The 16,404-nt window shown below is 60.6% G+C and carries 17 protein-coding genes; 11 read left to right on the top strand and 6 right to left on the bottom strand.

The window, feature by feature from the left end; translation table 11 throughout:
• Window positions 1–18 precede the first annotated feature (18 nt).
• The 3 genes from VVD49_RS18055 to VVD49_RS18045 form a co-directional block, all read right to left on the bottom strand.
• Window positions 19–2,043: a methyl-accepting chemotaxis protein gene (locus VVD49_RS18055; RefSeq protein WP_327600619.1), complete on the bottom strand. Its 2,025-nt coding sequence runs from the start codon at window positions 2,041–2,043 to the stop codon at window positions 19–21.
• Between the two features lie 130 nt (window positions 2,044–2,173).
• Complete coding sequence (gene lolD / locus VVD49_RS18050) at window positions 2,174–2,881, bottom strand: lipoprotein-releasing ABC transporter ATP-binding protein LolD (RefSeq protein WP_327600618.1); 708 nt, start codon at window positions 2,879–2,881, stop codon at window positions 2,174–2,176.
• Window positions 2,874–4,148, bottom strand: coding sequence for a lipoprotein-releasing ABC transporter permease subunit (locus VVD49_RS18045; protein WP_327600617.1), 1,275 nt, complete (start codon window positions 4,146–4,148; stop codon window positions 2,874–2,876). Before VVD49_RS18045 ends, lolD begins: the two co-directional genes overlap by 8 nt.
• A gap of 119 nt (window positions 4,149–4,267) precedes the next feature.
• Between VVD49_RS18045 and VVD49_RS18040 the strand changes: the two genes are divergently transcribed.
• The 5 genes from VVD49_RS18040 (at window position 4,268) to hslO (ending at window position 9,202) form a co-directional block, all read left to right on the top strand.
• Window positions 4,268–5,332, top strand: coding sequence for a hypothetical protein (locus VVD49_RS18040; RefSeq protein WP_327600616.1), 1,065 nt, complete (start codon window positions 4,268–4,270; stop codon window positions 5,330–5,332).
• Window positions 5,333–5,371: 39 nt separating this feature from the next.
• Entirely contained in the window at window positions 5,372–7,081 is a 1,710-nt protein-coding gene (recJ, locus tag VVD49_RS18035) for a single-stranded-DNA-specific exonuclease RecJ (RefSeq protein WP_327600615.1), read from the top strand.
• Window positions 7,082–7,222: 141 nt separating this feature from the next.
• Complete coding sequence (locus VVD49_RS18030) at window positions 7,223–7,963, top strand: TerC family protein (RefSeq protein ID WP_327600614.1); 741 nt, start codon at window positions 7,223–7,225, stop codon at window positions 7,961–7,963.
• Window positions 7,963–8,310, top strand: coding sequence for an ArsC family reductase (locus tag VVD49_RS18025; RefSeq protein WP_327600613.1), 348 nt, complete (start codon window positions 7,963–7,965; stop codon window positions 8,308–8,310). The genes VVD49_RS18030 and VVD49_RS18025 overlap by 1 nt, the downstream gene beginning before the upstream one ends.
• Before the next feature lie 7 nt (window positions 8,311–8,317).
• A complete protein-coding gene (gene hslO / locus VVD49_RS18020) occupies window positions 8,318–9,202 on the top strand; it encodes an Hsp33 family molecular chaperone HslO (RefSeq protein WP_327600612.1) in 885 nt (294 codons plus the stop codon).
• Window positions 9,203–9,301: 99 nt separating this feature from the next.
• Here the strand turns inward: hslO and VVD49_RS18015 are convergent, their stop codons facing one another.
• The 3 genes from VVD49_RS18015 to gpmA all read right to left on the bottom strand — a co-directional run bounded on the left by VVD49_RS18015 (window position 9,302) and on the right by gpmA (window position 12,923).
• On the bottom strand, window positions 9,302–10,714 hold the full coding sequence (locus VVD49_RS18015; RefSeq protein ID WP_327601096.1) for a S41 family peptidase: 1,413 nt from the start codon (window positions 10,712–10,714) through the stop codon (window positions 9,302–9,304).
• A gap of 89 nt (window positions 10,715–10,803) precedes the next feature.
• The gene (locus VVD49_RS18010) at window positions 10,804–12,138 is read right to left on the bottom strand and encodes a murein hydrolase activator EnvC family protein (RefSeq protein ID WP_327600611.1); all 1,335 of its coding nucleotides are present in this window, start codon (window positions 12,136–12,138) and stop codon (window positions 10,804–10,806) included.
• A gap of 35 nt (window positions 12,139–12,173) precedes the next feature.
• Window positions 12,174–12,923, bottom strand: a complete 750-nt coding sequence (gene gpmA, locus VVD49_RS18005; protein WP_327600610.1) for a 2,3-diphosphoglycerate-dependent phosphoglycerate mutase — start codon at window positions 12,921–12,923, stop codon at window positions 12,174–12,176.
• 220 nt (window positions 12,924–13,143) lie between these two features.
• On the opposite strand from gpmA, the gene VVD49_RS18000 reads away from it, so the two are divergent.
• From VVD49_RS18000 to VVD49_RS17975, 6 genes are all read left to right on the top strand, one after another.
• Window positions 13,144–13,554: a rhodanese-like domain-containing protein gene (locus VVD49_RS18000; RefSeq protein ID WP_327600609.1), complete on the top strand. Its 411-nt coding sequence runs from the start codon at window positions 13,144–13,146 to the stop codon at window positions 13,552–13,554.
• A gap of 39 nt (window positions 13,555–13,593) precedes the next feature.
• On the top strand, window positions 13,594–13,848 hold the full coding sequence (gene grxC / locus VVD49_RS17995) for a glutaredoxin 3 (protein WP_327600608.1): 255 nt from the start codon (window positions 13,594–13,596) through the stop codon (window positions 13,846–13,848).
• A gap of 75 nt (window positions 13,849–13,923) precedes the next feature.
• Window positions 13,924–14,382 carry a protein-export chaperone SecB gene (secB, locus tag VVD49_RS17990; RefSeq protein ID WP_327600607.1) on the top strand — a complete coding sequence of 153 codons (459 nt, stop codon included), beginning with the start codon at window positions 13,924–13,926 and terminating at the stop codon, window positions 14,380–14,382.
• Between the two features lie 12 nt (window positions 14,383–14,394).
• A complete protein-coding gene (locus VVD49_RS17985) occupies window positions 14,395–14,835 on the top strand; it encodes an SH3 domain-containing protein (RefSeq protein WP_327600606.1) in 441 nt (146 codons plus the stop codon).
• Window position 14,836: 1 nt separating this feature from the next.
• A complete protein-coding gene (locus VVD49_RS17980; RefSeq protein ID WP_327600605.1) occupies window positions 14,837–15,826 on the top strand; it encodes an NAD(P)H-dependent glycerol-3-phosphate dehydrogenase in 990 nt (329 codons plus the stop codon).
• Between the two features lie 443 nt (window positions 15,827–16,269).
• A partial coding sequence (locus tag VVD49_RS17975) for a flagellin N-terminal helical domain-containing protein (protein WP_465189374.1) occupies window positions 16,270–16,404 on the top strand: 135 nt, incomplete at its 3' end.

Below are 16,404 nucleotides of genomic sequence, written 5' to 3'. Positions count from 1 at the left end.
CCTCCGCGCCAGGCAAGCTCAGATCTGGAAGCGCCTCACCACCGACAGCATGTGCTGCGACAGCTCGCGCAGCTGCGTTGCCGTGCGCGTCGCATCAGCAACTGCACCGTGATTTTCATCAGCCATGGCGGCGACGCGTTCAACATTGCGCGCCACTTCGCTGCTCACCGTGCTCTGTTCGCGCAGTGCGGCCGAGATCTCGGCGATGACCTCGCGCACCTTGTCCGAGCCTTCGCGGATGCTCTGCATCGCGCTCCCCGCATGCGCGGTCGTAGCGACACTTTCGTGCACCTTGCCGACTCCGCTTTCCATGGCCTCGACGGCGCGCACGGTACTCTGCTGGATCGAACCGATCACGGCGCCGATTTCTTCCGTAGCACGTGCCGAACGTTCGGCCAGCTTGCGCACTTCATCAGCCACCACAGCAAAGCCGCAGCCTGATTCCCCTGCCCGCGCAGCTTCAATGGCGGCATTCAACGCGAGAAGATTCGTTTGATCGGCGATTTCCTTGATCACGTCGACCATGTGTCCGATGCGCGCCGACTCCGCGCCCAACGCGCGAATCTGTACTGCCGTTTCAGTGACCAGATTCGCTACGCCTTCAATCTCGTGCACCGAGCGCGCAACAGCCTCCTGCCCACGGCTGGAGAATTCGCGGCTTTCCGAGGCATGTCCTTCTGCGTTGACGGCGTACTGCGACACTTCAGCGATGCTCACCGTCATTTCCTCGACCGCGGCAGCCATGTGCGAAGCCGCATCGTTCTGCTGACCCGAGCTTTGCGACAACTGAGTCGCGCTATTGGCGAGATGGCCGGCCGAGTCGCTCACCGCGTTGGCGCTACGCTGCACCTCGGTGACGGTCTTGCCGAACGCATCCACCATCAGATTGAATTCGCTACCGACCACGGCGAGCTCGTCCTTCGAGTCGATGTTCACACGCTCCGAAAGATTGCCCGCCGCAACGCGTTTCGATGATGCAACCAAGGCACGCAAGGCACCGTTGAGTGACAGGTAGAAACCGACGAAGAGATAGAAGCAGCCGAGCACGAACAGCAATGTCAGCCCACTGAGTGCCGCGAACTGAATGTCGTAGTGGCGCGTGCGTGAGGCGAGCGCATTTTCGATGTCGACAAGAATGGTCTTGTCGTTGAGTTCATTGAGCCGCTTGATCGGCAAGGTAACGAGATCGAAATACTCTTTTGCCGGCATCGACAGAGACTGCTGGATGATCTGCTTCTCCGCCGCCGCACGGATCGCCGCCACTTCGCCGCCCAGGCTGCTCTGGGCATCTTTCAGGGCGCTCGTGCCTTGCTTCGCATTGCGCAAAGCGTGATTGAGCCCGTCATCGAAATCGGCAAGCTTGGCATCGAGGCCGCCAAGGAAAGTCGTGAATTGCGTGATCTGCAGATCAGTCATCTGCTTCGACGCGAGAAAGCCAGCCCCCATGCCACGGATACGACCCAGGCGCTCGGTCAAGGCAGGCACGTGCTGCGAGGCGAGCACGATATCGAAGTAGGTCTCGGCTTCCGGGTCGAGGATCAATGCGAACTCCTCGGTCAGCATCGAGATGAAGATCTGCAGGCCGTCGATGAGCTTCGTATGTGCCGCAAAGTTGGGCGTTTGCGCCATCTGCATGCCGCCATCACGCAGGCTTTTCCAGTCGCCAGAGAGTTGCCCCCAGTGCTTGCCGAGTTCGTCGCCGAAATCCGCTTCACCGAGAGCCTTGGCCACGACATCGAAGGCTGCATCGGTCAGCTTCGTCTGCTCGGCAAGCGAATCCCGCATCGCCTTGTCACCTCCCAAAGCCACCGATGACATGCCGCGGTGCGCCTGGGTCATGGAGACCGCCTTCAGGAGTGGTCGCAGCACGGCGACGCCACGCAATTCAGCGTGAGCGGCACTGCGATTCGCCTGGAACTGCTGGAAAGTAGAGAGCAACAGACCGGCCACCAGCACCATGATCGCGGTACTGATGGTAAAGAACTTGCCCGAGAAGGACAGGCGGGACATCAGCCACATGGCGGGCCCGAAAAACCGGTTCATCAAGAGTCCTCGTTGACTGGCGATGGCGAGTTGAAACGGCCTGCACTGGCCGTATTGATCCTATCGACAAGCGCACATCAGTCTTGAGGGAAATCCTTGCAGTCGAGGGTCCCGGCCCCGACTGCGGCATTCAGGCAGGCACTGCGTCGCCGAGCACACCGTCCTGCAGATTGAGCACGCGCGAAGCACGCAGCGCGAGCTCGGGGTCGTGCGTCACCACTACCAGCGAGGTGCCCAGCCGCTCATTGAGCGACAGCATGAGTTCGAACACCGTGGCAGCGGTACGTCGGTCCAGATTGCCAGTCGGTTCGTCCGCCAGGATGCACTTCGGCTCGGTGACCAAGGCGCGCGCAATCGCTGCGCGCTGACGCTCGCCGCCGGAAAGCTCGCCCGGGCCATGCTCCAGCCGATGCCCCAGCCCAACCGCAGCCAGCATCGCCGCAGCACGTTCGTGCGCTTCCGCTTTTGGCATGCGACGAATGATCAAAGGCATGGCGACGTTCTCCAGCGCGGAGAATTCCGGCAGAAGATGATGAAACTGGTAGACGAAACCAAGGGCGTTATTGCGGATATCGCCGCGCTCAGCTTCCGACAGCTTGCTCATGGCGCGCCCCATGATGGTCACGCTGCCCGTACTCGGTGAATCAAGGCCACCCAGCAAATGCAGCAAGGTGCTCTTGCCGGAGCCTGACGAGCCGATGATGGCGAGGGTCTCACCCGCCGAGACGTTCAGGTCCACGCCGCGCAATACCGGCACGGCCGTCTCGCCACTACCGTAGGTCTTGCCCAGACCAATACACGAAAGAATGCTGTCTCTGACCATGGTCGGATTATTCATAGCGCAGTGCCTCGGCAGGATTGATGCGCGACGCGCGCCAGCTCGGGTAGAGGGTTGCCACGAGGGTCAGGATGAAGGAGATGACGATGACGCCGATCAGATCGCGCCACTGCAGCTCCGAGGGCAGGGTCGAAATCTGATAGACCTCGGGTGAGAGGATGTGGAAATTGAACAGGTTCTCGATGAAGGGCACGATGGTGCCGATATTGAGCGCCACGGTCACGCCGAAGACGACGCCGATACCGAGACCGATGAAGCCCATCAACGCGCCTTGCACGACGAAGATGCTCATGATGGAACGCGGGCTGGCTCCGAGCGTGCGCAGGATGGCGATGTCGGCGCGCTTGTCCTGTACGGCCATGACCAGCGCAGACACGATATTGAAGGCGGCCACTGCCACGATCAGCGACAGGATGATGAACATCACGCGTTTTTCGATTTCCACGGCACGGAAGAAGTTGGCGTGGCTCTGCGTCCAGTCAGTGACATAGGCCTCCGGCGGCATCTGCATGCCGAGCTTCAAGGCAACCTTCTGCGCATCGAACAACTCGGTCAGCTTGAGGCGCACGCCGCTGACACCCTCTCCCATCTGGTAGAGCTTCTGCGCGTCGTTCATGTGGATCAACGCGAGGCCCACGTCGTATTCGTACATGCCTGCTTCGAATACCCCGACCACGCGGAATTGCTTGACCCGCGGCAGGACTGCCGCAGGCGTCACCAGTCCTTGCGGTGCTATGAGCGTCACCTTGTCACCCATCTGCACGCCGAGGGAGCGGGCCAGATCAACACCGAGGATCACGTCGAACTCGCCTGGCACGAGGTCGGTCAGTTTGCCCGCCTTCATATACTTGGCGAAGTCGGCTACGGAGTCTTCGAGCGCCGGATCGATGCCGCGCACGATGGCCCCCTTGACGGTGGCATCCAGCGAGAACATGGCCTGCTGTTGCACATAGGGTGCAGCCGCGGATACCTGCGGCAGCGTGCGCGCAAGCTCGGCGTATTTTTGCCAGTCCTGCAGCTCGCCTGTGTAGGCCGAGATCTGCACATGCGAAGCCACGCCAAGAATGCGGGTGCGCAAGTCGCGCTGGAAGCCGTTCATGACCGACAGCACGATGATCAAGGCCCCGACGCCCAGCGCAATGCCGGCCATCGAAACGAAAGAGATGAAGGAAACGAAGCCGCCGCCACTGCGTCGGCGCTTGGCCCGCACGTAGCGCAAGCCAATGGCAAGCTCGAAAGAGCTGAAAATTCTGCGGAAGATGTTCATGGCGGGCTGCATGCTACACCGCGCCGCATGGCGATGCACAAAAGGCTTTCGATACTTGGCGAGCGCCTCGACCCGGCTTTGCGCGCGAGCCTGACCGCCAGTCTTGGTACCATCGCGCCATGTCCGCACCCATGCTCGCTTCCACGTCGATCCTCTGCGTCATTCCCGGTTTGATCTGGCCCGCAACGGGCGTGGCTGACGCCTTGTCGCCATACGACCTGCCCGGCCTGTCAGCGCTACTGGCGCGGGTAGAGGAGCACATTGCGCCGCCCTGCCCGTTGGATGCCTGGCTGGCTGAGCAATTCGGATTGACGGGCGAGTTGCCTTTTGCAGCGTTGCGACTGGCGGGCGACGGGATCGCAATGCCAGACAGTGACGCCCTCTGGGTCTGTGCCGATCCGGTCAGCCTGCGTTTCGCACGCCAACACCTGCTGCTCGATGCCCCGGAAACGCTGGCTTTGCAGGCCGACGAAATGGACAGCCTGCTGCGCGACCTGAACACGACCTTCGCCGACATTGGCGAGTTTTCGCGTACCTCGCCCGAACACGCCTACCTGATGCTCAAACCCGAGCATGCCGACAAGTTGCCTGTCACGCTTGCGCCCTTGGCAGATGTTGACAGCCGGCCCGTCGCGCAATTCCAGGCAAAAGGCGAACATGCGGCATGGTGGTCGAAGCTCAATAACGAGCTGCAGGTGTTCTGCCACAACCACCCGGTCAACACGGCGCGCGAGGCACGCCGCGCACCGGCCCTGAATGCGCTCTGGCTGTGGGGCCTCGGTAGCCTGCCGCCAACGCTGGCCTCTCCTCACCCACAGATGGCTGCTCGCCAAGGCACACCGAACGCCATATTCAACGGCCTCTCACGCCTGGCTCACTGCAAGCCCGCGGCCTTCGATGCCCGACAACCCGCGGCCTGGTCGCTGATCGACGATCTGCATGCGCCCGCCCAGCAACGTGATACAGGCGCCTGGTCGAACGCCTTGCAAAAGCTGGATGCGGAGGTTTTCGTACCGCTCGTGCACCAGTTGCGCAGCGGACGCCTGCATCATCTACGCATCGTCGCCCCGGGCGATACTGCGCTCACCCGGCTCGATATTTCCCCAACGCCACGCTGGAAATTCTGGCAACGTGGCGCCAGCAAAGCGCAGCTCATCGCCAGGCTTGGCAGGCCCGCTGAGTAAGTCGGCCCCACCCCGTCCCCTTTTCCCGAACTCATCTGCATGACCCGCATCGTTCAACGCTCCGTTCCACAACAGGCAGCCCGACAACTGCACAACGCCGGGCAGCATCCGCTGTTCGCGCGCCTTTTCGCCGCACGCGGCGTCGCGCATGTCGATGAACTCAAGACAGACCTGAACGCCTTGCTACCGCCCGCAGGTCTCAAGGGCATCGATGCAGGCGCCCGCTTGCTCGCCGACGCGATCGAGGCTGGCTCGCGCATGCTCATCGTGGCCGACTATGACTGTGATGGCGCAACAGCCTGCGCGGTCGGCATGCGCGCGTTGCGAAGCATGGGAGCCAGGGTCAGCTATCTCGTACCGAACCGCTTCGAGTACGGCTATGGCCTGACTCCAGCCATCGTGGATCTCGCTGCCGGCCTCGAGCCCGAGTTGCTGATCACCGTGGACAATGGCATCGCCAGCATCGAAGGCGTCGCCAGGGCCCGCGAACTGGGCATGGCAACACTGATCACCGACCACCACCTGCCCGGCGATTCGCTACCCGAGGCAGATGTCATCATCAATCCCAACCAGCCTGGTTGCGATTTCCCGAGCAAGTGCATCGCCGGTGTCGGCGTCATGTTCTACGTCGCCCTGGCCCTGCGCGCGGAGCTTCGCGAGCGCGGCTGGTTCGCGGCCAATGACCGCGCCGAACCAAAGCTGGGGGAATTGCTGGACCTGGTCGCGCTCGGCACTGTCGCCGACGTGGTCAAGCTCGATGCAAACAACCGCATCCTCGTCAGCCAGGGGCTCGCGCGCATGCGCGCCGGTCGCATGCAGGCTGGCTTGCGAGCGCTCTTTGCGGTCGCCGCACGCGAACCCGCGCGCGCCAGTACCTTCGACATGGGCTTCGCCCTCGGACCACGCCTCAACGCAGCCGGCCGCCTGACCGACATGTCGCTGGGCATCGAATGCCTGATTACCGATGATTTTGCGCGTGCCATGAACATCGCGCAGGAGCTGGATCAGCTCAATCGTCAGCGCCGCAGCATCGAAGAGGAGATGAAGGATGCAGCACTGGCCACGCTGGAGTTCACCGAAATCGGCGAACAGGCAGGCATCAGCCTGTACGAACCCGACTGGCATCAGGGCGTGATCGGCATCGTCGCAGGCCGCATCAAGGAACGCGCACACCGCCCGACGATTGCCTTTGCCCCCGCCAGCAGTGACGGTAGTACCGGCGAGCTGAAGGGCTCGGGGCGTTCCATCCCGGCCCTGCATATGCGCGACGCGCTGGATCTGATCAGCAAGCGCCATCCGGACTTGATCCTGAAATTCGGTGGCCATGCAATGGCGGCTGGCCTGTCGATCCGCGAGGTCGACTATCCCCGCTTCGCCACGGCATTCGCCGAAACAGTTGCCGAACTGCTCACCCCCGCCGACCTGCAGCGCTGCGTGGAAACCGATGGCGCGCTGGAATCCGGCTACATGTCGCTGGAGATGGCACGCATGCTCGAAGCCGCCATCTGGGGCCAGGGCTTTGCCCAGCCGCTCTTCGACGATGTCTTCGAAGTGGAGAGCCAGCGCATCCTGAAGGAGCGCCACCTCAAGCTGCGTCTGCGCAAGGGCGGTAACAGCTTCGAAGCCATCCAGTTCAACTGCGCCGAGTCGGTTCCCAACCGCATCCGCGTGGCCTATCGACTATCCGTTAATGAATACAATGGCGTAGCGAGCGTCCAGCTCATGCTGGAGCATTTCGAGCCGGCCTGATGGCAAACCGTTCCGGTAACGAGGCTTTTTTGCTATATGTTCCGCGAAACAAGCGAACTTCATTGCTTTTTGTAGCTCTCATAGCGCTGCCGTTATCGCGGCAGCACGATATTCATCCATCACCTCACTAATGGACTTCCAATGAGCTGGCTTGCCGACCCGAATGCATGGATTGCCCTTGCAACCCTGACCGCCCTTGAAATCGTGCTCGGGATCGACAACATCATCTTCATTTCGATTCTGGTGGGAAGACTGCCGGAAGCTCGCCGCAATATCGCACGCCGCCTCGGTCTCTTGCTTGCCATGGGCTCGCGTATCGTGCTGCTGCTGTCACTTGCGTGGATCATGCGGCTCACTGAACCACTCTTCAACTTCCTGGGGCAAGACGTATCCGGCCGCGACCTGATCCTCATCTTCGGCGGCCTGTTCCTTCTCTGGAAAAGCGTGCATGAAATCCACGGATCGCTGCAGCTACCGGAACACGACGAGCACGCACCGACAAGTGGCGCGAGCAGCTTTGCTGGCGTGCTGGTGCAGATTGCCATCATCGACATCGTGTTTTCGCTGGATTCCGTCATTACCGCAGTCGGCCTCGTCGACCAGGTCGAAGTCATGATCATCGCCATCATGATTTCCGTCGGCATGATGATGTTTGCCGCAAAATCGATCGGTGACTTCGTGGATGCAAACCCCACAATCAAGATGCTGGCGCTGTCCTTCCTGGTGCTGGTCGGCGTGACACTGATCGCTGAAGGCTTCGAAACCCATATCCCCAAGGGCTATGTATACTTCGCGATGGCCTTCTCTGTCGTGGTCGAAATGATCAACATCCGCCTGCGCAAACGTCTGGCCATCCGCCTCAACAAGAAATCCCCCGAATAATGACGATTACGCTTTACGGCATCCCCAACTGCGACACGGTCAAGAAAGCGCGTACCTGGCTCAGCGAACAAGGGATTGCCTATGTCTTTCACGACTTCAAGAAGGAAGGCCTGACTGCAGAACGTCTCCAGGACTGGATGCAGAGGGCCGACTGGCAGAAACTCCTCAATACTCGCGGCACCACCTGGCGCAAGCTTCCCGAAAGTGATCGGGAAGCGCCGGATGCCGGCAAGGCCAAAGCCTTGATGCTGGCCCAGCCCAGCCTGATCAAGCGCCCGGTCGTCGACACCGGAAAAGGCTTGCTGGTCGGCTTTGACCCGGCTGCCTGGCAAACAACATTCAAGTAACAATGCAATGAACGATTCCGTGTCTTCGCAGGATTTCATCCAGCGCTTCTTGCTCGATGAACTCGACATCCACGGCGCCCACGTGCGCCTGACGGAAAGCTGGCAGCGCATGCGCGCCCGCCGCAACTACCCGCGTGCCGTCACGCAATGCGTTGGTGAAATGGCGGCCGTGACTGTCCTCATCGGCGAGCGCATGAAGGAGGCCGGCAAACTGAGCTTCCAGCTGCGTGGCAATGGCAAGGTGCCGATGATCGTTGTCGATTGCACCGACCAGCTGAATGTTCGCGGCTATGCCAGCGTAGAAGGCGATATCGGTGCGGAAGACGGCCTGCACGCTTTGCTCGGCGACGGGCGCCTCGTCATGACGCTCGATCTGGCCGGTTCGAATCAACCCTTCCAGAGCTTCGTGCCGATCGAAGGCAATTCGCTCGCAGCGGTTTTCGAACACTACATCGCGCAGTCGGAACAACAGGCAGCCTGCCTGATCCTGAGCGCGAATGAGACCAGCGCTTCCGGCCTGTTGCTACAAAAGTTGCCGGGCGCTGACGCGCGCGACCTCGACGGCTGGTCACGCGTCATGCAACTCGCACAGACCTTGCGCGATGATGAATTGCAGACACTCGACACCGAGACCCTGCTGACACGCCTGTTCCACGAAGAGACCGTACGCATATTCGAACCACGGCCGGTGACGCATCACTTTCCGCCTGATCCGGACAAAGTGCGCGCCATGCTGAAGAATCTCGGACGCGAAGAGGTCGAACGCATCATTGCTGAACAGGGCAAGATCGTCGTCGATGATGACCTTTCGAACAACCGCTACGAATTCAGCGCAGAAGAAGGGTTGGCCTTGTTTGCCGAAGAGGCCAGGATTCCGCCGACCTTGCACTGAGCAGCGCACGTGACATCAGGAATCAAAGAGCAATAAACGAAGAATAAAAAATGGCGGCCGGTTTCCCGGCCGCCATTTTTTCATCTGAATGCGCTGAGCTTACTTCGGCGCAGAAGCCGCAGCAGCCGGCGCGGAAGCTGCGACTGGAGGCAATTCCAGCGGCTTGCCTTTGAGGAAATTCAACGCCTGTGCGAACTGGTAATCGTCCTTGCTACCGAATTCGATCGGCGGCGGAATCGGATCATCATCGTTACGACGCTTTGCTGGTTGCTTCGGCGCAGCAGGTGCTACCTCCTTGTCCTTGTCGTTGATCAGGTGGCGCTCAAGATCGGCCTCACGCAGGAACACTGGTGCGCTACCTTGCAGGGAGTCTTCCACAATCACATCAGGGGTGATGCCCTTGGCCTGGATCGAACGGCCTTGCGGCGTGTAGTAACGCGCCGTGGTCAATTTGACCGCCGTAGTTTCGGACAACGGGATGATGGTCTGCACGGAGCCCTTGCCGAAGGTCTGCGTACCCATGATGGTGGCGCGCTTGTAGTCTTGCAGGGCGCCTGCAACGATCTCCGACGCCGAGGCCGAACCACCATTAACCAACACCACGATAGGTACGTTCTTCACACCGGCGGGCAGCGCCTTGAGAACGTCTTCCGAGCCGCGCGCGTAATCCTCAGGCGAAGCAAAGTACTTGTGGCGTGAGTCTTCAACGCGACCGTCGGTATACACAACCATCGACTTGCTTGGCAGGAAGGCAGCCGATACGCCGACCGCGCCACTCAGCAAACCGCCCGGATCGTTGCGCAGATCAAGCACGAGACCTTTCAACGGGCCCGACTTGTAGAGACGGTCGAGGTGCTTGACGAGGTCGATCGTCGACTGCTCCTGGAACTGCGTCAGACGCAGGTAACCATAGCCCGGCTCGACAAGCTTCGAGCGCACACTTTGTACCTTGATGATTTCGCGCGTCAGGCTCACGTCGAACGGACGGTTTTCGCCCTTGCGCGCGACCGTCAGCACCACCTTGGTCTGCGGCTTGCCGCGCATGCGCTTGACGGCGTCATTGAGCGCCAACCCCTTGACCGGCGTATCGTCGATCTTGACGATCAAGTCGCCCGACTTGATACCTGCGCGGAAGGCCGGCGTGTCTTCGATCGGCGAAACGACCTTGACGAAGCCATCTTCCATACCGACTTCGATACCGAGGCCACCGAACTCGCCCTTGGTTGAGTCTTGCAGATCCTTGAAGGAGTCGGCATCAAGGAAGTTGGAATGCGGATCAAGGCCGGCGACCATGCCGCTGATGGCATTGTCGAGCAGCTTCTTGTCTTCGACAGGCTCGACGTAGTTCTGCTTGATCGAGTTGAAAACCGCCGCAAGGCTACGCAGCTCCTGCACGGGTAGCGACGATGGCGGCACCTCGCGATCCGCACGGGCCGCGAAATTCAGGCTGATGAGCACGCCAATGCAGACGCCACTGAATACCAAACTGAACTGCTTGAACTTGCTACTCATCATTTCTCCGAGTGGAATCCTGCGGGAATCCTGTAAACCTGTCGTACGACTACTTTATTCCGTCGCGAGTCTGGTGACTCTGAATATTGCTACTTTGCTGCGACCCACTTTGAGGGGTCGGTCGGCTGTCCGCGATGCCTGATCTCAAAGTATAAACCTGATTCTTCCTGCCCACCGCTAGCCCCCACGCTGGCTATCGCCTCCCCGGTGCGTACAGCCTGCCCGGGGTTCTTGTATAGCGAATCGTTGTTGCCGTAAATCGTCATATACCCGTTACCGTGATCGACGATGATCAGGTTGCCGAAACCTCTCAGCCAGTCGGCATACGCCACTTTGCCATCGGCTACCGCACGTACCTCGCTACCTTCCGCCGCGCGGATGAAAACACCCCGCCACTGGCCGCCCTCACTTCTTGGAGCCCCGAAACGGCCGAAGAGTTCGCCCTTTACCGGCCAACGCAAACGACCTTGCAGTTGTGCAAAATCGGCACTGGGAGCTCCTGCCTCCGCCACGCGATCAGCAATACCCGCTCGCCGCGGAGCCCCTTCAGAGGAGGCCTGTGCGCTGCTGCGGGCTTCGCCACGTCGGCTGGACTGCGCGCTCGCCCTTGCCGCGGAAGATGAGGCCGCCGCCCTGGCGGCTGCCGCTGCCGCAAGCTCACGGGCACGCGCTTCCTTGGCTGCCTGCTCGCGGGCAATACGCTCCAGCCCGACCAGCAATTTCTCCAGACGGACCTGGCTGCGCTGCAGTGTCTGCATCTCGCGACGTTGCGCACTGACGCGCTCGGCCACTTCCACCAGTACGGTCTTGCGCTTGGCCCGCTCATCCAGCAAACGGCGCTGCTCACTTCCACGCTCGGCTTCGAGGCTCAGTAACTGTTCACGGCGCGCTTCGGCATCTGCTTGAATCCGCTGCAGGTTGACCAGCGCAAGGCGAGCATCCTGTATTGCAGCCGCACGCTCTTCAGCAATTTTCTGCAGGTAGTAGGCGTCGCGCGACATCTGGTTCGGATCCTTGCCGCCCAGCATGCGTCTCGCGCCGGCTTCGCCGCCCTCCACGTAGATCCGGTAAAGAGTCGTCCCCAGCTGCTTGCGCGCCTCCGCGAGTTCACCGTCGAGACGGTCGTGCTCGGCACGCAGGCGCTTCACTTCCGCCTCGACCGCCTGCTTTTCACCGACGATTTCGCGCAGCCGCCGTTGCGCACCAGAAATGGCGCGTTCTGAATCAGCCAGCTGATCTGCCGCTTCGCCGCGATCTTCTTCGCCCTTGGAAATATCGGTCTGCAGACTGCGAATCTGCTCACGCAGGGATTTCAGCTCGTCACGGCGCTCATCCAGCGGCGGCGCTGATGGCGCGGCGACGACCATCGGCACGGCAAGACAAAAGAAAAGGCCCGCGCCTGCGAGCGCGAGCCCCTTCTTCATCAGCTTCCATCCGGACATCGAGTGGAACGAAACGATCACGCCTTGGCTTTGCCCTGGTTGGCAACAGCATGCATGGCTGCAGCAATCGCGTCCGCATCGCCCAGATAGTAGTTCTTGATGGGCTTGAGGTCGGCATCCAGCTCGTACACCAGCGGCTGCGCGGTCGGCACGTTAACGCCGACGATTTCGTCGTCCGGCACGTTGTCGAGGTACTTGATCAAGGCGCGCAGGCTGTTGCCGTGTGCTGCAATGATCACCTTCTTGCCCGACTTGACGACCGGCGCGATGCTTTCGAGCCAGTAGGGCACGAAGCGCGCAACCGTATCCTTGAGACACTCGGTGCGCGGGAAATCAGCCGCGGCAACGTCTGCGTAGCGCGGGTCATCGAGATTCAGACGCTCATCGCCTTCTTCCAGCGGAGGTGGCGGCACGTCGTAGGAACGGCGCCACACCAGCACCTGGTCATCGCCAAACTTGGCCGCAGTTTCAGCCTTGTTGAGACCTTGCAGCGAACCATAGTGACGTTCGTTGAGGCGCCAGTGATGCGTCACCGGAATCCACAACTGGTCGAGTTCTTCGAGCACGACGTTGAGCGTTTTGTTGGCGCGCTTGAGAACCGAGGTGAACGCCACATCAAAACTGTAGCCTTCCTTCTTGAGAAGCTTGCCTGCGGCAATCGCTTCTTCGACGCCTTGTTCCGTCAGATCCACATCGGTCCAGCCGGTAAAGCGGTTTTCCTTGTTCCAGGTGGATTCACCATGGCGCAGCAATACGATCTTGTACATGTCACGAGCCTGATTCTTGGGTTTTAGGGGAATGTGCGGCAATGCACGCAACGACAAAGGGGACTGCAACCGGCCTCCGCCACAGGGTCGCGCGGTGGCCGGGATTGATGATATTGTAGCGGATCATCTTTAACGGTAAGCGCCCGCAAATAAAAGCTGCGACGCGCTGTCTTACGCCTAGCAAGGCAAGTCGCCCTGCTCGTCTGTCCTCAGGTATCCCATGCAATTCTTGCTGCAAAACTATAACTACCTCTGGCTTGTGCTGGCCATCGTTTCCGGCGCACTGTTGTTCGTGCCGATGCTGCGTGGCAACCCCGATGCGGTGTCGCCACAACAAGCCGTGTTGCTCGTCAATCGCGAGAACGCCGTGATTGTGGACGTGCGCGACCAGACTGAATTTGCTGCAGGTCATCTGCCTGCCGCGCGCAATATCCCGTTGAACGAAATCGAAACGCGCAGCAGCGAGTTGAAGAAATTCATCAAGCGTCCGCTGATCGTGGTTTGCCAGAGCGGGAATCGTTCGCGCAGCGCGCTGGCCGCCTTGCGCAAAGCCGGTTTCGAACGCGTCGTGAATCTCGATGGCGGTTTCGCGGCCTGGTCGCAAGCCGGGCAGCCGGTGTCACGCGCCTGATCTGTACGGCCCCCGCAACCAGATTCGCTAGAGCTGTCCATGCCCAAGATCTTGATGTATTCGACCGGCGTGTGCCCGTACTGCATCCGCGCCGAACAATTGCTACGCCGCAAAGGCATCGCCGAGATTGACAAGGTGCGCATTGACCTCGATCCCGCACGGCGAGACGAGATGATTGCACTGACCGGCCTGCGCACCGTTCCTCAAATCTTCATCAACGACAAGCATATTGGTGGCTGCGACGAGCTTTACGCACTCGACCGCGCCGGGCAGCTCGACCCCTTGCTCGGCTAGGTCACAACGAACTGCTTCAACCGCAATTCTTCAATTGATCCATCGCAATAAACCTCACCAGAACGGAATAAGAAAATGGAACAGCAAAACAACAACGCACCTGTCTTCAATATCGAAAAGCTCTATGTGAAGGACCTGTCGATCGAAGTGCCTAACGCACCGCAGATCTTCCTGGAGTCGCAAACGCCTGAAATCAACGTTGAACTGTCGACCAGCACTGCGCCTCTGGACAATGGCTTCTTCGAAGCCGTCCTGCGCGTGACCGTGACGGCCAAGCTGCCGGAAGACAAGACTGTGTTCCTGGTTGAAGTCGCTCAAGCCGCCATCTTCCAGATCCGCAACCTTGGCGAAGCTGAGCTCGAGCCTGTGCTGGCAATTGGTTGCCCGAACATCCTGTTCCCGTACGCTCGCGAGACCGTGACCTCTGCCGTGACGCGTGCAGGCTTCCAGCCTGTGCTGCTGCAGCCGGTCAACTTCGAAGCCCTGTACCACGCTCGCCAGCAACAACTGGCTCAACCTGCGGGCAACGCCTGATAGGGAATGCGCATGCGCCTGTCTGCCCTGCTCCTGCTGCTGGTATCTGCATTGGTCCCTCTCGGGGCGCAGGCGCTGGACTATCGCTCCCTCAGCGATAACACGCAGGTCTTCGACGCGGGCTCGAAGCAGGCAAACGCGCAATTCATTCTGCTCAAGGGCACGCCGGTTGAACTGATCGTCACGCTGGACCGTTGGGCGAAAGTCCGCGAAGCCGGCGGTGGCATCGGCTGGGTTGAACGGAGCTTGCTATCGGAACGGCGTCAGCTGATCGTCACGGCCGTGACGGCTGACGTCAGACAATCCGCCGCTGCCGATGCGCCCGTCGTCTTTACGGCCAGCAAGGATCTCTTGCTGGAGCCGGTCGACAAACCCGCTGGCAGCTGGGTCAAGGTCAAGCACCGCGACGGCCGCACCGGCTTTATTGAACTGAAGGCTGTCTGGGGCTCCTGAGATGGCAAAACTAGCGGTACTGGGTGCAGGCGCCTGGGGCACTGCATTGGCGATGACCTATGCGGGCAGCAACCACGATGTCGCGCTATGGTCCTTCGAAGCCAGCCATGTCATGCAGATGCGGGAAGCGCGCGAGAACGCGCGTTATCTGCCCGGCCTGCCTTTGGCCGCGAGTATCCGCATCGAAGACAGCCTGACGCGCGCTTGCGAGAGCGCCGAACTCATCCTGATCGCCACGCCGGTTGCCGGCCTGCGTGAAACCCTGCAACGCCTGCAGAAGCTGGCCGTCACGGCGCCGATCCTGTGGGCCTGCAAAGGCTTCGAAACAGGTAGCGGTCTGTTGCCGCATGAGGTTGTTGCCGATGTATTGGGCACCAACCATCCCTGCGGCGCGTTGACCGGCCCGAGTTTCGCGCAGGAAGTCGCTCAAGGCTTGCCTTGCGCCATTACGCTAGCGAGCAAGGATGCCGTGCTGGCAAGTCACTGGGCGCGCGAACTACACCACCCCCGCTTGCGCCTCTACGCCAATGACGATGTCGTAGGCGCCGAGACCGGTGGCGCGGTCAAGAATGTGCTGGCCATTGCGGCCGGTATTTCCGATGGCCTCGGCTACGGTTTCAATGCGCGCGCCGCCATCATGACGCGCGGTCTTGCTGAGATTGCACGCATGGCCGAGGCACTGGGTGGTCGCCGCGAGACCCTCATGGGGTTGGCCGGCATGGGTGACCTGATCCTGACGTGTACCGGCGATCTGTCGCGCAACCGTCGCGTGGGACTCGCACTGGCAAGCGGCCAGCCGCTCGCCGAGATCCTGCGCACCCTCGGCCATGTCGCCGAAGGCGTGCTGACCACCCAGGTTGCGGTACGTCGTGCCGAGGTACTCGGCGTAGACATGCCGATCACGCGTGCCGTACACGATGTGCTGGCTGGTCGCGTATCTCCCCGCAGTGCTGTCGAGCAGTTGATGGCGCGCGATCCGCGACCCGAGTAACCCCCTACTCCCCGTTTTACTCCCTGCACTGCCCTCTCACGCCACCCGGCGTAGTCGTTCTACACAACTACTGATTGCATTACCGCGTGCGATTTCTCACGTCTGACCGGCAGAGATAACCGGTGGTCGTACGTGCCGACACCCGGAATTTGCGCTGTCAGCACCTGCCATGCACTCAAAAAATCCAGTAATGACGGGGCTTTCGTGGGCCATCGCGGGTGCTTTCCTGCCCGCCACCCTGCAGGTCAGGTAACCCTGTGGAAACCCCTGAGGCCGCCGTTGATGGATTCACAAGGCACATGATCGAAACCAAATTACAGGCCTAAACGCCTTCAATTTAAAGCTTCATCGGTGTCGGGTCGTTAAGTAGTCAGGCAAGTGACAAACACTGCTGACCGCCTCGCGGCCAAAGTGAGAAACGCACATAAAAAGGAGTTACCAACATGGCAATGACCATCAATACCAACGTCTCATCGTTGAATTCGCAACGTAATCTGAATACGTCCCAGTCATCGCTGGCGACTTCGCTGCAACGCCTGTCCTCGGGCTTGCGTATCAACAGCGCCAAGGACGACGCC

This window comes from Uliginosibacterium silvisoli (assembly GCF_036017035.1).
Taxonomy (GTDB): Bacteria; Pseudomonadota; Gammaproteobacteria; order Burkholderiales; family Rhodocyclaceae; genus Viridibacterium; species Viridibacterium silvisoli.
Note: the sequence above shows the minus strand (reverse complement) of the source record. Positions and strands in the feature narration are given on the sequence as shown.